Here is a 13,506-nt window from a genome sequence, read left to right as displayed (position 1 = left end):
AGAACAAGCCAATGCACGGGCGGACCAACTGACGCCCGTCCGGGCGCTATTCCGCTGCTGAGAGGTAGGGCTGGAATGCCTTCCGGATTACGCCGGGCATCTCCTTCTTGCCGCCGGCCACGGCGTCGGTGAACACGTGCCGCACTTCACCGTCCGCGATGAGCCGTTCGCCGACCTTGAATCTCGGGGAGACGATCATGCTGGTCGTTCCGAGGTGGGTGAGGGGCATCTCGATGTCGAGCACTTCATCGAAACGTGCCCCCTGGCGATAACGAATCCGTGCTTCTGCCACCACCAGATCGGCACCCTCCGCAAGCATGGCTGCATAGCCCCCCGCGGCTTCGCGCCACAACTCCGTGACGGCAACGTCGTAATAGAAGAGGTAGTGGCCGTTGAACACCACGTTCTGCTGGTCACACTCGCTGTAGCGCACCCGCAGCCGGTGCGTGAAGAGCTTGGTCATGGGCGAGATCGTAGCCACCTCCCGCACGGACGATCGAGGTGCGGAGTTGCCTGCAGGCGAGCGGGACTTGACCTTCACACTAATGGGAACGTTTCAGCATCCCCTCATGCGAAGCACCCAGCTACCCACAGACACCGCCATACCTTCAACGCTCTCTTCTGACGGGCCATCAACCACGCGCAACGGTCTGCCGATCGGCGCGCTGCTCGCGCTGGCCATCGCGGTGTTCATCACCAGTCTCACCGAGACCCTGCCTGCGGGGCTGCTGCCCGCGATGAGTGCCGGGCTGCACACGAGCGAGTCGGCCACCGGCCAGACGGTGACCATCTATGCGCTCGGCACGGTGCTCACGGCGATCCCGCTGTCCGCCGCCACCGCCGGCTGGCGCCGCAAGCGCCTGCTGCTGACGGCCATGGCCGGTTTCGCCGTCGCCAACACCGTTACCGCGTGGTCGGCGAACTACCCGCTGACCCTCGTCGCCCGGTTCGTCGCCGGCGTGGCCGCCGGACTGGCCTGGGCCCTGCTGGCCGGTTACGCACGCCGGATGGTCGCCCCTCACCAGGAGGGCCGGGCCCTCGCGATCGCCATGGCGGGCATTCCCGTCGCCCTGTCCCTGGGCGTCCCGGCCGGCACCTTCCTGGGCCAGGTGGTCTCCTGGCAGGCCGCCTTCCTCGCCATGACGGCCCTGACCTTGGTGCTGCTGGTCTGGATCGTTGTCACCGTGTCCGACTACCCGGGCCAGAGGGCCGGCGGCAAGCTGCCCATGCGCCGGACCCTGCGCGTCCCGGGTGTGGCCCCGGTGCTGTTCGTCACCCTCGTCTTCGTTCTGGCGCACACCATCCTCTACGCCTATATCGCCACCTTCCTCCACCACATCGGTCTCGGCGGCCGGACCGATGCGGCCCTGCTGGTCTTCGGCATCGCCTCGTTGGCCGGCATCTGGATCGTCGGCACCTTCATCCACGGCCACTTGCGCACCTTGACCCTCGCCAGCGCCGTACTGGTCGGCGTCGCCGCCGCGGTCCTGGGCGCGTTCTCCGGCAGCCACGCGCTGGTGTACGTCGCCGTCGCTCTGTGGGGTCTGGGCTGGGGCGGCGTTCCCACCCTGTTGCAGACCGCCGCAGGCCAAGCCGGGGGCGGGGCGGCCGATGCCGCCCAGGCCATGCTGGTGACCCTGTGGAACGCGGCGATGGCCGCCGGAGGCATCATCGGCGGTCTCCTCCTGCGGGCCGTCGGAGCCGATGCCTTCCCCTGGGCCGTCCTGGTCCTCCTCGTCCCGGTCCTCGTCGTCGTACCGGCCGCCCGCGCACACGGCTTCCCGGCCCGGTCCAACGGTGCACGGCCGTGATCCGCGTGTGATCGACGCCCCGTAGTCTGCACTTGAACCGGGGATTCGCAGGATGCCTGACCAAGGCGGGGGAACACATGACATATCGGCGTGCGGCGATACCGGCACTGGCCGGAGCGGTGGTGCTCACGGCGCTTCTGTGGTGGGCGGGGACGAGCGCGCATGCGCTGCACCTGCCGGGCGCCACCAACGTCATCGGCGGCCCGGCCACCGCCGAGCTGGAGCACTGGCTCGCCCCCTGGTCGTACGACCCCCCGTCCTCGGCCCAGTTCGGCGGCGAGCCGACCGGCGGGGTCGGGGACGCGGCCCCGATCGACGGGGCCCGCTACCTCTCGCTGTACACCACCGCACTGCAGATCCGGTTCGGCACGGTCTTCGCCTTCTTCCTGCTCGGGGCGGTGCTCCTGGTCCGCAGGCTGCCGCCGGTGGGCGGCCGCGGCCGGACGGCGGCCGCGGTGCTCGCGATGTGGGCGTGGGGTGTGGTGGCCGGGACCCTGGCGGTGACCGTCTCGGCGCCGTGGATGCTTGCCGCAGGAGGGCACGGCAGTTTCCGCTTCCTGCCCCATCTGGCGAGCGTGATCGGCTCCGGGCGGCAGATCCTGGTGGTGACCGCGCTGGTCGCGGCGGTGGCGACCGTGCTCGCCGCGCGGATCACCGCCAACGGTGATGATCCGCTGCCGCCGGTGGAAGTCCCGGCACGCGCCGCCCGCCTGGCCGCCACCGCCGGGACCGCGGTGATCGCCCTGTCCCTGGTGGTCCTCTCGTACCAGTCGGTCGCCGCCGCGCTCCAGAGGATCTCCCCGAACGTCGGGCTGCTCTCCGAACCGGGCGACCTGCTGCGCCAGTGGCTGCTGCTCGGCGCCTGGACCGGCCCGACGGGGGCGCCGCTCGGTGACTGGCTGCTGTATCGCGCCGCCGATGTGCTGCTGCTCGCCGTGGTGTGGTGGGCACTGCGGCGACTGCCCGGACTGCTCACCCGCGCCACCGTCCCGGCGATGGCGGTCGGCGCGGTGTGCGCCACCGTGCTGGGCCTGCTGGCGAGCCAGCTGCTGCGGATGGTGACGGACGGGACCGGTCTGCGCTGGGGGCTGCTGCATCTGGCCGCCGGCATCGGTGACGGCGTCCCGGCCGCACTCACCTTCGGCCTGGTGGCGGGAGTCGTGGCTGCCGTGACGCTACGGCTGGCCGGGGGCCGGACGAAGACCGCCGATGCCACGGCCTCCGCCCAGGCTTCCGGCCAGAAACCCCTTCAGGAACCCGGTCAGGACCTCGCCGACGCCTAGGACCACAGGGCTGTCCGCGAGAACTGTACGGACGCACAAATGCGAGGGAACTTTCGCGGGGGCGGCCGCCTCCTGGCGGGTGTAAGCGGCTTCTCGCACCCGGCGAAGGGATTCCCACATGATCAGCAGCGACCGCCCCCTGCCCACACTCGAAGGGGCCGAGCACCGGTGGGTGACGGTCCGTGGGGCACGGCTGCACATCGCGGAGTTCGGCAGCGGCGAGCCCGTGGTGCTGCTGCACGGCTTCCCGCAGCACTGGTACGCATGGCGCGCGCTCGTCCCGCTGCTCGCCGACGATCACCGGCTGATCTGCGTCGATCTGCGCGGCTTCGGCTGGTCGGAGCAGACCAGGCGCGGTTACGACACGGACGGACTCGGCGACGACGTCCTCGCGCTGCTCGACGAGCTGAATCTCGACCGGGTGACGCTGGTCGGGCACAACTGGGGTGCCGGGGTGGGCTTCCGGCTCTGCCAGCGGGCCCCGGGGCGGTTCCGCGCCTTCCTGGCGCTGAACATGGCGCACCCGTGGACGCGCCACCGCGACGTCCTGCCGAATCTGTGGCGGATGTGGTTCACCGCCTTCCTTGAGTACCCGGTGGTCGGACGGCTGGTCCTGCGGAACTGGCCGGCCTTCACCCGGTACCTGCTGCGGCGCGCGGTCGCCGACCCGCGAGCCTGGCAGGACGCGGACCTCACGGAGTTCACGGCGGCGGCACAGGCCTCGGCGCACGCCGGGCAGGCCATGTTCTGGCAGTACGTCGTACGGGACATTCCGGCGGGCTTCCGGGGAACCCACCGCCGGCAGCGGCTGACCGTCCCGACGTGCGTCCTGGTCGGCGAGCACGACCCGGTGATCCCGCCGGCCCTGCTGCGCGGTGAGCCCCACGCGGACGACCTGGCCGTCAGGATCGTGCCGGGCGCCGGACACCATCTGCACGAGGAGCGGCCGACGCTGGTGGCCGAGGCACTGCGGGAACTCATCGCCGGCGCCGGAGCACGGACAGAGCGGAAGGACAGGACCTGCTGAGAGGTCAGCGCAGGGCGGCGCGCTGCTCCACCGCGCGGAAGAAGGCACGTGTGCGGCGCTTCCCGAGCAGGCTGCGGTAGACGCGCTGCACCGGCCCCAGGGCGGCGGGACGCGCCGCCCCGCACACGGCGAGCCGCGTCCCGGTGCCGTCCGGCTCGGCGGCGATGCCCATCGTCACCAGGCGGGACTGCATCAGGCACCATCCGGTGCTCAGCCGCACGTCGAACGGGCCGCGCAGGCCGAGGACGTCCTCGGCCTGCGCGGCTTTGCGCTCGCTGTCACCGGGCGGGACCCTGAACTCCCGGACGAAGGAGATCAGATGGGGCAGTTCGCCCTCCAGGTCGGCGACGACCGCCCACACCCGGTCGAACGGCAGGGCGATCCGGGCCTCGGCATAGAGCGGGGCGCGCAGTCCGGCGGCCAGTACGCGCAGCCGGGCGACCTGGTCGGGGGCGGTCACCGCGTCCACGCCTTCCGGAAGGCGGAACGGGCCCTGCTCAGACGTGACTTCACAGTGCCTTCCGGTACGCCGATCAGCGCGGCCGTCGTCCGCTCGTCCAGGCCTTCCAGCTCCCGCAGTACGAGTACGGTGCGGTGCCGGACCGGCAGTCGGGCAAGCAAGTCCCGTACCTCCGTGGTCAGTTCGCCGCCGACGCCGGGGAGCAGGTCCCGCAGCCGGCCGATCTCCTGGGGATCGGCGGGCGTCTCGCTCGCGGTGCGGCGGGCCACCCGGGCGGCCTCCCGCACCGTGACCGCCCGCACCCACCCGTAGAACGCCTGGGGATCCCGCAGCCCGCGCAGCCCCCGGAACACCGCGAGCAGGGACTCCTGCACGGCGTCCGCGGTGTCGCGCGGGGCGATCGAGCCGCACAACCGCGTGACGTACGGCGTGACCAGCTTGAGCAGGTCGTCCATGGCGAGGGCATCGCCGCGCTGCGCGGCCCGTACGAGCGGCGCCGCCGCGTCCCAGGGCCGCACGTCGTCATCCATCGCGGGACACCGTATCGCGGGGCTGCGGGCGGGGCGGTGGGAGGAGGTGACCGGTCCCGGCGCGGGTATTCCTGGATCATGCAGCGGCCGGAGGGCGTGCGGAGGCAGGAATGCGCTCCGCTTGCATCGTTTTGGGGTTTGTGACTCCTGAATGCGGAGGTCGCCCCCTTTCGCGCCGTACCAACCCGTTCTTCCTCCTGTTTGGCTTGATCCCGCACACGGCCATCCCGCTCACCACCGGCCGTTCTGCTCACTTCTGTTCACGTCCCGGGAGGGAAAGTGTCCGTACCGGACAGCGTCACCGGTCCCGCTACCGAAGAGCCCGATCTCGAACCACCCGCGGACGGCGCGCTCACCAGCCTGAGCACCCAGGCCGCGCGCCGATTGGCGACCACCACCAAGTCCGAGCCCCAGATGCAGGCCATCACCTCGCGGTGGCTGCTGAAGATGCTGCCGTGGGTGGACGTCAAGGGCGGTACCTACCGGGTCAACCGGCGTCTGCAACTCCGGGTGGGCCGGGGCCGTGTGCAGTTCGAGCAGAACGGCGCGGACGACATCAAGGTGATCCCCCAGACCCTCACCGAGCTGCCCGTCCTGCGCGGTTACGACGACATCGAGGTCCTCAAGGAGATCGCCGGCCGCTTCCACGTCCGGGAGGTCCGGGCCGGTCAGACCCTCTTCGAGGCAGGACAGCCGGCCACCGAGGCGTATCTCGTCGTCCACGGCCGGTTCGTCCGCTACACCGCCGGCAAGTACGGCGAGGAGGAGGTCCTCGGCGTCGTCACGGACGGCGACCAGATGGGCGACGAGGCGGTCGGCCGGCCCGATCCGCGGTGGCAGAGCTCGGTCCGGGCCGAAACGGCCGGCGTGCTGATGGCGCTTCCCTGGGACGTGATCCGGGAGTTCACCGACCGGGTGCCGTCCCTGGCCGCTCATCTCACGGCGTACGCGGAGCGGCAGCAGCGCCCCACGAACCGCAAGGGCGAGGCGGATGTGCCGGTACAGGCGGGGCACGTCGGCGAGCCGACGCTGTCCGGCGGCTTCGTCGACTACGACCTCGCTCCGCGCGAGTACGAACTCTCGCTGACCCAGACCGTCCTGCGGGTCCACAGCCGGGTCGCCGATCTCTACAACGACCCGATGGACCAGACGCAGCAGCAGATCCGGCTGACCGTGGAGGAGATCCGCGAGCGCCAGGAGTGGGAACTGGTCAACAACCGGGAGTTCGGGCTGCTGCACAACACCGACTACGGCCAGCGCATCAGTACCTACACCGGCCCACCCACCCCGGACGACATGGACGACCTGCTGGCCATGCGCCGCAAGACCCGGCTGTTCCTGGCCCACCCGAAGGCGATCGCCGCTTTCTTCCGGCAGTGCAACAAACGCGGCCTGGTGCCGGGGACGGCGGACGTCAACGGGCACCAGGTCCCCGCCTGGCGCGGCGTCCCGATCTTCCCGTGCGGCAAGATCCCGATCAGCGACACGAACACCAGCAGCATCATCGCGCTGCGCACCGGAGAGGCGGACCAGGGAGTCGTCGGCCTGTACCAGACCGGCATCCCCGAGGAGTTCCAGCCCGGGCTGAACGTCCGTTTCATGGGCATCGACCAGGCCGCCGTCATCCGTTACCTGATCACCGCCTACTACTCGGTGGCCATCCTCGTGCCCGACGCAGCCGGAGTCCTGGAGAACGTCCAGATCGGCCGGAGCACCGACTGACCAGGTGGAGTACGACCATGAGCACGCCCCCCAACACCGCCGCCGCCTTCTCGTTGCCCGGTCCGCCGAGCCTCGCCGGCTCCTCGCGGGCCCGACGCGGCGGAGCCGTCCCCGGGCTGCGGTACCAACCCGCCACCCCCGCCGACCCGGAAAAGGTCAAGGAGGTCGACCGCAGACTGGAGGCATGGGCCCGCGGACTGGACCTCTTCCCCGCGCAGTGGACGGGGGATTTCGCGCAGTTCCAGTTCGGCCGGGCCGTCGTCCTCCAGCACCCCGGTGCGGCCGATCTCGAACGCCTCACCGTCGCGGGCGAGTTGCTGCTGGCCGAGAACCTCGTCGACAGCTGCTACTGCGAGGAGGACGAAGGCCGGGGCGGTGCGCGCCGCGGCCTGGGCGGGCGGCTGATCATGGCCCAGTCGGCCCTCGACCCGTTCCACGGCACCGCCGAAACGGAGGCGGAGTGGCGCAGCGGCGTACAGGCCGACGGCCCGTTGCGCTCGTACCACTGGGCCCTGAAGGACTACGCGGCCTTCGCCACCCCCAGTCAGACCGACCGGTTCGTGCATGACATGGCCCGGTTGCACCTCGGTTATCTCGCCGAGGCGTCCTGGGCCGAGACACGGCACGTACCACAGGTCTGGGAGTACCTGGTGATGCGGCAGTTCAACAACTTCCGGCCCTGTCTGTCGATCGTGGACGCCGTGGACGGCTACGAACTGCCCGAAGCGCTCTACGTCCGCCCCGAGGTCCAGCGGGTCACCGCGCTGGCCTGTAACGCCACGACCATCGTCAACGACCTGTACTCCTTCACCAAGGAGCTGGCCAGTGACCCGACCCATCTGAACCTGCCGCAGGTCGTGGCCGCCAACGACCAACGCGGTCTCAAGGCCGCCTACCTCAAGAGCGTGGAGATCCACAACCAGATCATGGAGGCGTTCGAGACGGAGTCGGCCCCGCTGGCCGCCCTCTCGCCCCTCCTCGAACGGTACGTCCGGAGCCTGGCCGACTGGGTCTCCGGCAACCACGAGTGGCACGCCACCAACACCGACCGCTATCACCTGCCGAATTACTGGTAGACCGATCCGCGCACCTCGCAAGGAGCCACGTTGACCATCGCTCACGCCGACACCGCACGCACGCCGGTGCCCACCCAGTCCACGTACCAGTCCCGGGTCGCGGACTACTGGAACGCCGAGGAAAACCCGGTCAACCTCGAACTCGGCAAGATCGACGACCTGTACCACCACCACTACGGCATCGGGGACGCCGACCGGTCGGTACTGGAGGAGTCCGACCCCGAACGGCGCCGCGAGCGGATCACCGGCGAACTGCACCGGCTGGAACACGCCCAGGCCGAACTCCTCGCCTCCCACCTCGGCGACCTCTCCCCCACCGACCGCGTCTTCGACGCCGGCTGCGGGCGCGGCGGTGGCAGCGTGGTGGCCCACCTCCGCTACGGGTGCCACACGGACGGGGCCACCATCTCCGCCAAACAGGCCGACTTCGCCAACGGGCAGGCCCGTAAGCGCGGTATCGACGACAGGGTGCGCTACCACCACCGCAACATGCTCGACACCGGCTTCACCTCCGGTGCGTACGCGGCGTCCTGGAACAACGAGTCGAGCATGTACGTCGAACTGGACCTGCTCTTCGCGGAGCACGCACGGCTGCTGCGGCGCGGTGGACGGTACGTCGTGATCACCGGCTGCTACAACGACGCCTATGGGCGGGCCTCCCGTGAGGTGTCCCTCATCAACGCCCACTACATCTGCGACATCCATCCTCGTTCGGCGTACTTCCGCGCCATGGCCCGCAACCGGCTGGTCCCCGTGCACGTCCAGGACCTCACGGAGGCCGCACTCCCCTATTGGGAACTGCGCCGCCAGGCCGACCACCTGGTCACCGGCATCGAGGACACCTTCCTGAACGCCTACCGCAACGGCAGCTTCCAGTACTTGCTGATCGCCGCCGACCGCGTGTGAGTCTCGGGGGGCTGCGCCGCACGGTGCAGCCCCCACCGGTGCGCCCGGGCGGGCCTTACGCCCCTCGGTTCCGCCGGGCGAGCCAGCCCGCCGCCGGCCGGCGCCCGGCCTAGTAGTTGAGTGCGGCGAACCAGTCGCCCCGGCCGTGCCGGGTGAGGTCGAGGAAGTGCCACACCGGGCAGAGCAGGTCGATACCGCGCTGGTCGATGTCCTCGGACATCCGGGGGTGCGCCGAGTAGAAGTGGCGCACGTCCCCGTTGCCGTCCCGGGTGAAGACCGACACCGTCGAGTCCTGGTTGCCCTCGGCGTCCTCGCTGCCGAGGTCGTATTTGAACGAGCTGGCGCCGGCGCTGAGCAGCCGCAGATTCGTCCACTGCCGGTTGCGGGCGTGCGCGCGGAGTGTGGGCAGGTCGGCCGCGGCGATCACGGCGAGGTCGATGTTCTGCCCGAGGTGGCGGGCGACGCCGTTGAACCCGTCGATCCACATCGTGCACATGGGACACGGCTCGGTCTGCCGCTTGCCGTACATGAAGTGGTAGATGACGAGGTCCCGCCCGGGCCGGGTGAACAGCTCGCTGAGCCGGACGGTCTGCCCGGGTGCGTCGTCGGCGTGCAGGTCGGCGGGGCCCTCCTCGAAGGCGTAGTCGTCGACGACCGGCCCGGGCGGCAGCCGGCGGCGCAGCTCGGCGACGCGTTCGCGGTGGCGCATCAGCTCGATCTCGGCCTGGCGCAGCTCCTCACGTGCGTCGGTGTAGGCCGCCGACTCCGCGGTCAGATGGGTGTGACGCATCGCTGCCTCCTCCGCGACCGGCAGGGAGCTGCTGCCCCGGCCACCATTGTCCGCTCCCGCGCGGGGGCTCGCGAGGCAGCCGAGGCAGCGGATTCTCCCGTCCCGGAGACACGGTCGGCCGCACCCCCTTTGCATGACCATGCGAGATGCTGCATACTCTTTCCATGTCCAAGGTCCTCACCTCCCTTCCCGCCGGCGAGCGCGTCGGCATCGCCTTCTCGGGCGGCCTCGACACCTCCGTCGCAGTCGCGTGGATGCGTGACAAGGGCGCCGTCCCGTGCACCTACACCGCCGACATCGGCCAGTACGACGAGCCCGACATCGCCTCGGTGCCCGGCCGCGCGAAGACCTACGGTGCCGAGATCGCGCGCCTGGTCGACTGCCGCGCGGCGCTCGTCGAGGAGGGTCTGGCCGCCCTGACCTGCGGGGCGTTCCACATCCGCTCGGGCGGGCGGGCCTACTTCAACACCACCCCGCTCGGCCGCGCCGTCACCGGCACCCTCCTGGTCCGGGCGATGCTGGAGGACGACGTCCAGATCTGGGGCGACGGCTCGACCTTCAAGGGCAACGACATCGAGCGGTTCTACCGGTACGGTCTGCTCGCCAACCCCCACCTGCGGATCTACAAGCCCTGGCTGGATGCGAACTTCGTGACCGAGCTCGGCGGCCGCAAGGAAATGTCGGAGTGGCTGCTCGCCCACGACCTGCCGTACCGCGACAGCACGGAGAAGGCGTACTCCACCGACGCCAACATCTGGGGCGCCACCCACGAGGCGAAGACGCTGGAGCACCTGGACACCGGCGTGGAGACGGTGGAGCCGATCATGGGCGTGCGGTTCTGGGACCCGTCGGTCGAGATCCTCACCGAGGACGTGACGATCGGCTTCGACCAGGGCCGCCCGGTGACGATCAACGGCAAGGAGTTCGCCTCCGCCGTCGACCTGGTGATGGAGGCCAATGCCATCGGCGGCCGCCACGGCATGGGCATGTCCGACCAGATCGAGAACCGGATCATCGAGGCCAAGAGCCGCGGCATCTACGAGGCGCCCGGCATGGCCCTGCTGCACGCCGCGTACGAGCGCCTGGTCAACGCGATCCACAACGAGGACACCCTCGCCCAGTACCACAACGAGGGCCGTCGGCTCGGTCGCCTCATGTACGAGGGCCGGTGGCTGGACCCGCAGGCGCTGATGGTGCGCGAGTCGATCCAGCGGTGGGTCGGCACGGCCGTCACCGGCGAGGTGACGCTGCGGCTGCGGCGCGGCGAGGACTACTCGATCCTCGACACGACCGGCCCGGCGTTCAGCTACCACCCGGACAAGCTGTCCATGGAGCGCACCGAGGACTCCGCGTTCGGCCCGGTGGACCGGATCGGCCAGCTCACCATGCGCAACCTCGACATCGCCGACTCGCGCGCCAAGCTGGAGCAGTACGCGGGACTCGGCCTGATCGGCACCGCCAACCCCGCCGTCGGCGCCGCGCAGGCGGCCGCGACCGGACTGATCGGCAGCCTGCCGGAGGGCGGCGCCGAGGCCATCGCCTCCCGCGGCGAGGTCTCCGGCGACGACGAGTGGCTGGACCGCGCCGCGATGGAGTCCGGCACGGACTGACCGGACGGAACGGCCCTCCCGGCCCGGACGGCGAGCAGCACGCTCACCACGCCCGCGGCTGACGCAGCACCGAAGCGGCCGGCTCAGCGCCCCTGGCGCCGAGCCGGCCGCTGTCGTCTGCGTCAAGGTGGTAGGTGATGAGGCTCGCCGGCCCGGGAGGCATTCCGGGTGCACGCGGCTTCCGTACCGGAAAGGCAGCAGCATGAGCAGACTGATCGTCACCGCGTTCGTCACTCTGGACGGCGTGATGCAGGCCCCCGGCGGGCCGAACGAGGACGTCGACAAGGGCTTCGCGCACGGCGGCTGGCAGGTCCCCTACGTCGACGAGGACTTCATGGACCTCATGACGGGGATCTTCGAGCGGACCGCCGACCATCTCCTGCTGGGCCGGAAGACCTACGACATCTTCGCCGCCCACTGGCCCCGCGTCACCGACCCGAAGGACCCGATCGCCGTAAAGCTCAACTCCATGCCCAAGTACGTCGCCTCACGCACCCGCGACAGCCTGGAGTGGCACAACTCCCACCTACTGAAGGGCGAGGCCGCACAGTCCGTCGCGCAGCTCAAGGAACAGCTCGACGGCGTGCTCATGACCCAGGGCAGCAGCGAGCTGATCCACACCCTGCAGCAGCACGACCTCGTCGACGAGTACCGGCTGCTCGTCAACCCTGTGGTCCTCGGCACCGGCAAGCGGCTCTTCGGCGAGGGCGCCACGCCTGTCGCCTGGACGCTCACCGAATGCCGCACCACCAGCGCGGGAGTGCAGTACTGCGCCTACGAACGAGCAGGCACCCCGGAGTACGGCTCCTTCATGTTGGAAGAGCAGGGGTGAGGGCGCCCACGGCACCCCGAGCACCGCTACCATGTAAGGCATGGACAGCATAAGCGGCCCTTACGAGCTGCGCGCGGGCGTGCCCTCCGTCGAGGTCTTCCGCCGCCTGCGGACCGATGCCGGCCTCTCCGACCGGGCCCCCGACGCCGTCGCGCTCGCCCTGCCCCACACGTGGTACGGCGTCGTCCTCCACCACCAGGGCGAGCCCATCGGCATGGGGCGGATCATCGGGGACGGGGGTACCGCGTTCCAGATCGTCGACATGTGTGTGCACCCCGCGCACCAGGGGCGAGGCCTCGGCAAGCGGATCATGGCCGCGCTCACCGAGGAGCTGGAAAACCGGGCGCCCGCCACCGCGTACGTCTCATTGATCGCGGACGGCCCCGCGCGCTTCCTCTACGAGAAGTTCGGCTTCGCCGACACCGCCGCGCACGATTCGGTGGGCATGTACCGCTTCATGGGCGGGAGTTGACGGCCGGTGGCCCGCCGGACGCACCGCCGGGCCACCAGACCCCCCGCACCTACCGAGCCGTCACGATCACATGGCCGACCTTCTTGACGCGGCCGTGGTGGGCGACGACCGTCACCGGATAGCGGCCCGGCTTGATGTCGGTACGGATGGTGGCCGTGTTGACGAAGCGCGGGTTGTCGCCGTCGGCGGACTTGCTGTCGTCGGAACGGAGGCGGACGACGTGGGTGAACGCCGGGGAGGTGGCGGTCAGCCGCATCTCCTCGCCCGGGTCGGGGGTCATGTCGTGCCACATGACCTCGACCTTTCCTCCGCGGGCGACCCGGAGGCTGTGCCGGTGCGGACTGTCGGCGTAGCCGACGCCCGGGTCGTACAGGTCGGGGCCGTACGCCTTGCCGAGGTAATCGGGCTCGCCGGGGCGGGACGCGCGGACGGTCAGGCGCTGGTTCAAGATGTGCCGGCCGTGCGGGCCCAGCACTTCGAAGGTGTACGTGCCGTCCGCCAGGCCCGGCTTCAGCTCCGGCCGGGCCTGGAACGTGCGCGGGTTGTTGAAGTCGGCCACGTCGTGGGTCAGGCGCACGGGCCGTGGCAGGGCCGAGGACCGCACGGTGAAGTGGGTGCCCCGCTCACCGGGGTACAGGTCGTCGAAGTACACCCACACCGGCGCCCCGGGGCGGGCCACATCCTCGGCCTGATTGAGCTCCAGCGACGGGCGCTTGGACCGCCCGACCCGGATCTTGTCGCGGGCAATGGTACGGCCCGCGATGGTGACCGAGACCGGGTGCGAGCGGGGCTTGGCCGTCATCGAGACGGAGGTCGTGGCCCTGCAGGAGCCGTCCTGGCAGCTCAGCCGTACCGGCCCGCTGAACGCGGACGACCGGGCCACCACCGGGTCCGCCGGGTTGCACTTGAGACCGTCGAGGCTGATGGTGAGCCGTAGCCCGGGGCGGGCCTCGGAAGCGCCGTCCACGAACAAGGCGGGCTTGCCGG

Annotated in this window: 14 protein-coding genes; 9 read left to right on the top strand and 5 right to left on the bottom strand. The window is 70.5% G+C overall.

The features are described 5' to 3' along the window. Positions 1 to 46 precede the first annotated feature (46 nt). The gene (locus ACGF4C_RS25645; protein ID WP_393569156.1) at positions 47 to 463 is read right to left on the bottom strand and encodes an acyl-CoA thioesterase; all 417 of its coding nucleotides are present in this window, start codon (positions 461 to 463) and stop codon (positions 47 to 49) included. A 106-nt stretch (positions 464 to 569) separates the two neighbouring features. Between ACGF4C_RS25645 and ACGF4C_RS25640 the strand changes: the two genes are divergently transcribed. The 3 genes from ACGF4C_RS25640 to ACGF4C_RS25630 all read left to right on the top strand — a co-directional run bounded on the left by ACGF4C_RS25640 (position 570) and on the right by ACGF4C_RS25630 (position 4,121). Beyond that, complete coding sequence (locus tag ACGF4C_RS25640) at positions 570 to 1,811, top strand: MFS transporter (RefSeq protein ID WP_393569155.1); 1,242 nt, start codon at positions 570 to 572, stop codon at positions 1,809 to 1,811. A 77-nt stretch (positions 1,812 to 1,888) separates the two neighbouring features. Further along, entirely contained in the window at positions 1,889 to 3,094 is a 1,206-nt protein-coding gene (locus ACGF4C_RS25635) for a hypothetical protein (protein ID WP_393569154.1), read from the top strand. Between the two features lie 118 nt (positions 3,095 to 3,212). Further along, positions 3,213 to 4,121, top strand: coding sequence for an alpha/beta fold hydrolase (locus ACGF4C_RS25630; RefSeq protein ID WP_393569153.1), 909 nt, complete (start codon positions 3,213 to 3,215; stop codon positions 4,119 to 4,121). Positions 4,122 to 4,125: 4 nt separating this feature from the next. On the opposite strand, the gene ACGF4C_RS25625 is transcribed toward ACGF4C_RS25630, so the two are convergent. Then, positions 4,126 to 4,581 (bottom strand): hypothetical protein, encoded by a 456-nt coding sequence (locus tag ACGF4C_RS25625; RefSeq protein ID WP_393569152.1) that lies wholly within the window; start codon positions 4,579 to 4,581, stop codon positions 4,126 to 4,128. After that, entirely contained in the window at positions 4,578 to 5,111 is a 534-nt protein-coding gene (locus ACGF4C_RS25620) for an RNA polymerase sigma factor (RefSeq protein ID WP_393569151.1), read from the bottom strand. The genes ACGF4C_RS25625 and ACGF4C_RS25620 overlap by 4 nt, the downstream gene beginning before the upstream one ends. A 279-nt stretch (positions 5,112 to 5,390) precedes the next feature. Here ACGF4C_RS25620 and ACGF4C_RS25615 point away from each other — a divergent pair, with 279 nt between their 5' ends. From ACGF4C_RS25615 to ACGF4C_RS25605, 3 genes are read left to right on the top strand one after another with little or no spacing between them, the layout of a single operon-like run. Beyond that, positions 5,391 to 6,833, top strand: coding sequence for a family 2B encapsulin nanocompartment shell protein (locus ACGF4C_RS25615; protein WP_393569150.1), 1,443 nt, complete (start codon positions 5,391 to 5,393; stop codon positions 6,831 to 6,833). Between the two features lie 17 nt (positions 6,834 to 6,850). Continuing rightward, positions 6,851 to 7,909 carry a family 2 encapsulin nanocompartment cargo protein terpene cyclase gene (locus ACGF4C_RS25610; protein ID WP_393569149.1) on the top strand — a complete coding sequence of 353 codons (1,059 nt, stop codon included), beginning with the start codon at positions 6,851 to 6,853 and terminating at the stop codon, positions 7,907 to 7,909. A gap of 30 nt (positions 7,910 to 7,939) precedes the next feature. Beyond that, complete coding sequence (locus ACGF4C_RS25605) at positions 7,940 to 8,815, top strand: geranyl diphosphate 2-C-methyltransferase (RefSeq protein ID WP_393569148.1); 876 nt, start codon at positions 7,940 to 7,942, stop codon at positions 8,813 to 8,815. A gap of 109 nt (positions 8,816 to 8,924) precedes the next feature. Here ACGF4C_RS25605 and ACGF4C_RS25600 read toward each other — a convergent pair whose 3' ends face one another. Then, entirely contained in the window at positions 8,925 to 9,605 is a 681-nt protein-coding gene (locus tag ACGF4C_RS25600; RefSeq protein WP_393569147.1) for a DUF899 family protein, read from the bottom strand. 164 nt (positions 9,606 to 9,769) lie between these two features. Here ACGF4C_RS25600 and argG point away from each other — a divergent pair, with 164 nt between their 5' ends. From argG to ACGF4C_RS25585, 3 genes are all read left to right on the top strand, one after another. After that, positions 9,770 to 11,215 (top strand): argininosuccinate synthase, encoded by a 1,446-nt coding sequence (gene argG, locus ACGF4C_RS25595; protein ID WP_030410329.1) that lies wholly within the window; start codon positions 9,770 to 9,772, stop codon positions 11,213 to 11,215. A 202-nt stretch (positions 11,216 to 11,417) separates the two neighbouring features. Then, positions 11,418 to 12,047 (top strand): dihydrofolate reductase family protein, encoded by a 630-nt coding sequence (locus ACGF4C_RS25590; RefSeq protein WP_393569146.1) that lies wholly within the window; start codon positions 11,418 to 11,420, stop codon positions 12,045 to 12,047. Between the two features lie 40 nt (positions 12,048 to 12,087). Continuing rightward, the gene (locus ACGF4C_RS25585; protein WP_393569145.1) at positions 12,088 to 12,519 is read left to right on the top strand and encodes a GNAT family N-acetyltransferase; all 432 of its coding nucleotides are present in this window, start codon (positions 12,088 to 12,090) and stop codon (positions 12,517 to 12,519) included. A 49-nt stretch (positions 12,520 to 12,568) separates the two neighbouring features. On the opposite strand, the gene ACGF4C_RS25580 is transcribed toward ACGF4C_RS25585, so the two are convergent. Then, a complete protein-coding gene (locus ACGF4C_RS25580; RefSeq protein WP_393569144.1) occupies positions 12,569 to 13,486 on the bottom strand; it encodes a hypothetical protein in 918 nt (305 codons plus the stop codon). Positions 13,487 to 13,506 lie beyond the last annotated feature (20 nt).

The organism is Streptomyces sp. NPDC048197, from assembly GCF_043202395.1.
Taxonomy (GTDB): domain Bacteria; phylum Actinomycetota; class Actinomycetes; order Streptomycetales; family Streptomycetaceae; genus Streptomyces; species Streptomyces siderophoricus.
Note: the sequence above shows the minus strand (reverse complement) of the source record. Positions and strands in the feature narration are given on the sequence as shown.

Excerpts from the sequence above, each read along its gene's own strand:
- ACGF4C_RS25640 (WP_393569155.1), top strand. The coding sequence starts at position 570 with ATGCGAAGCACCCAGCTACCCACAGACACCGCCATACCTTCAACGCTC.
- ACGF4C_RS25600 (WP_393569147.1), bottom strand. The coding sequence starts at position 9,605 with ATGCGTCACACCCATCTGACCGCGGAGTCGGCGGCCTACACCGACGCA.
- ACGF4C_RS25610 (WP_393569149.1), top strand. The coding sequence starts at position 6,851 with ATGAGCACGCCCCCCAACACCGCCGCCGCCTTCTCGTTGCCCGGTCCG.
- ACGF4C_RS25630 (WP_393569153.1), top strand. The coding sequence starts at position 3,213 with ATGATCAGCAGCGACCGCCCCCTGCCCACACTCGAAGGGGCCGAGCAC.
- ACGF4C_RS25645 (WP_393569156.1), bottom strand. The coding sequence starts at position 463 with ATGACCAAGCTCTTCACGCACCGGCTGCGGGTGCGCTACAGCGAGTGT.
- ACGF4C_RS25620 (WP_393569151.1), bottom strand. The coding sequence starts at position 5,111 with ATGGATGACGACGTGCGGCCCTGGGACGCGGCGGCGCCGCTCGTACGG.
- ACGF4C_RS25590 (WP_393569146.1), top strand. The coding sequence starts at position 11,418 with ATGAGCAGACTGATCGTCACCGCGTTCGTCACTCTGGACGGCGTGATG.
- ACGF4C_RS25635 (WP_393569154.1), top strand. The coding sequence starts at position 1,889 with ATGACATATCGGCGTGCGGCGATACCGGCACTGGCCGGAGCGGTGGTG.
- argG (WP_030410329.1), top strand. The coding sequence starts at position 9,770 with ATGTCCAAGGTCCTCACCTCCCTTCCCGCCGGCGAGCGCGTCGGCATC.
- ACGF4C_RS25585 (WP_393569145.1), top strand. The coding sequence starts at position 12,088 with ATGGACAGCATAAGCGGCCCTTACGAGCTGCGCGCGGGCGTGCCCTCC.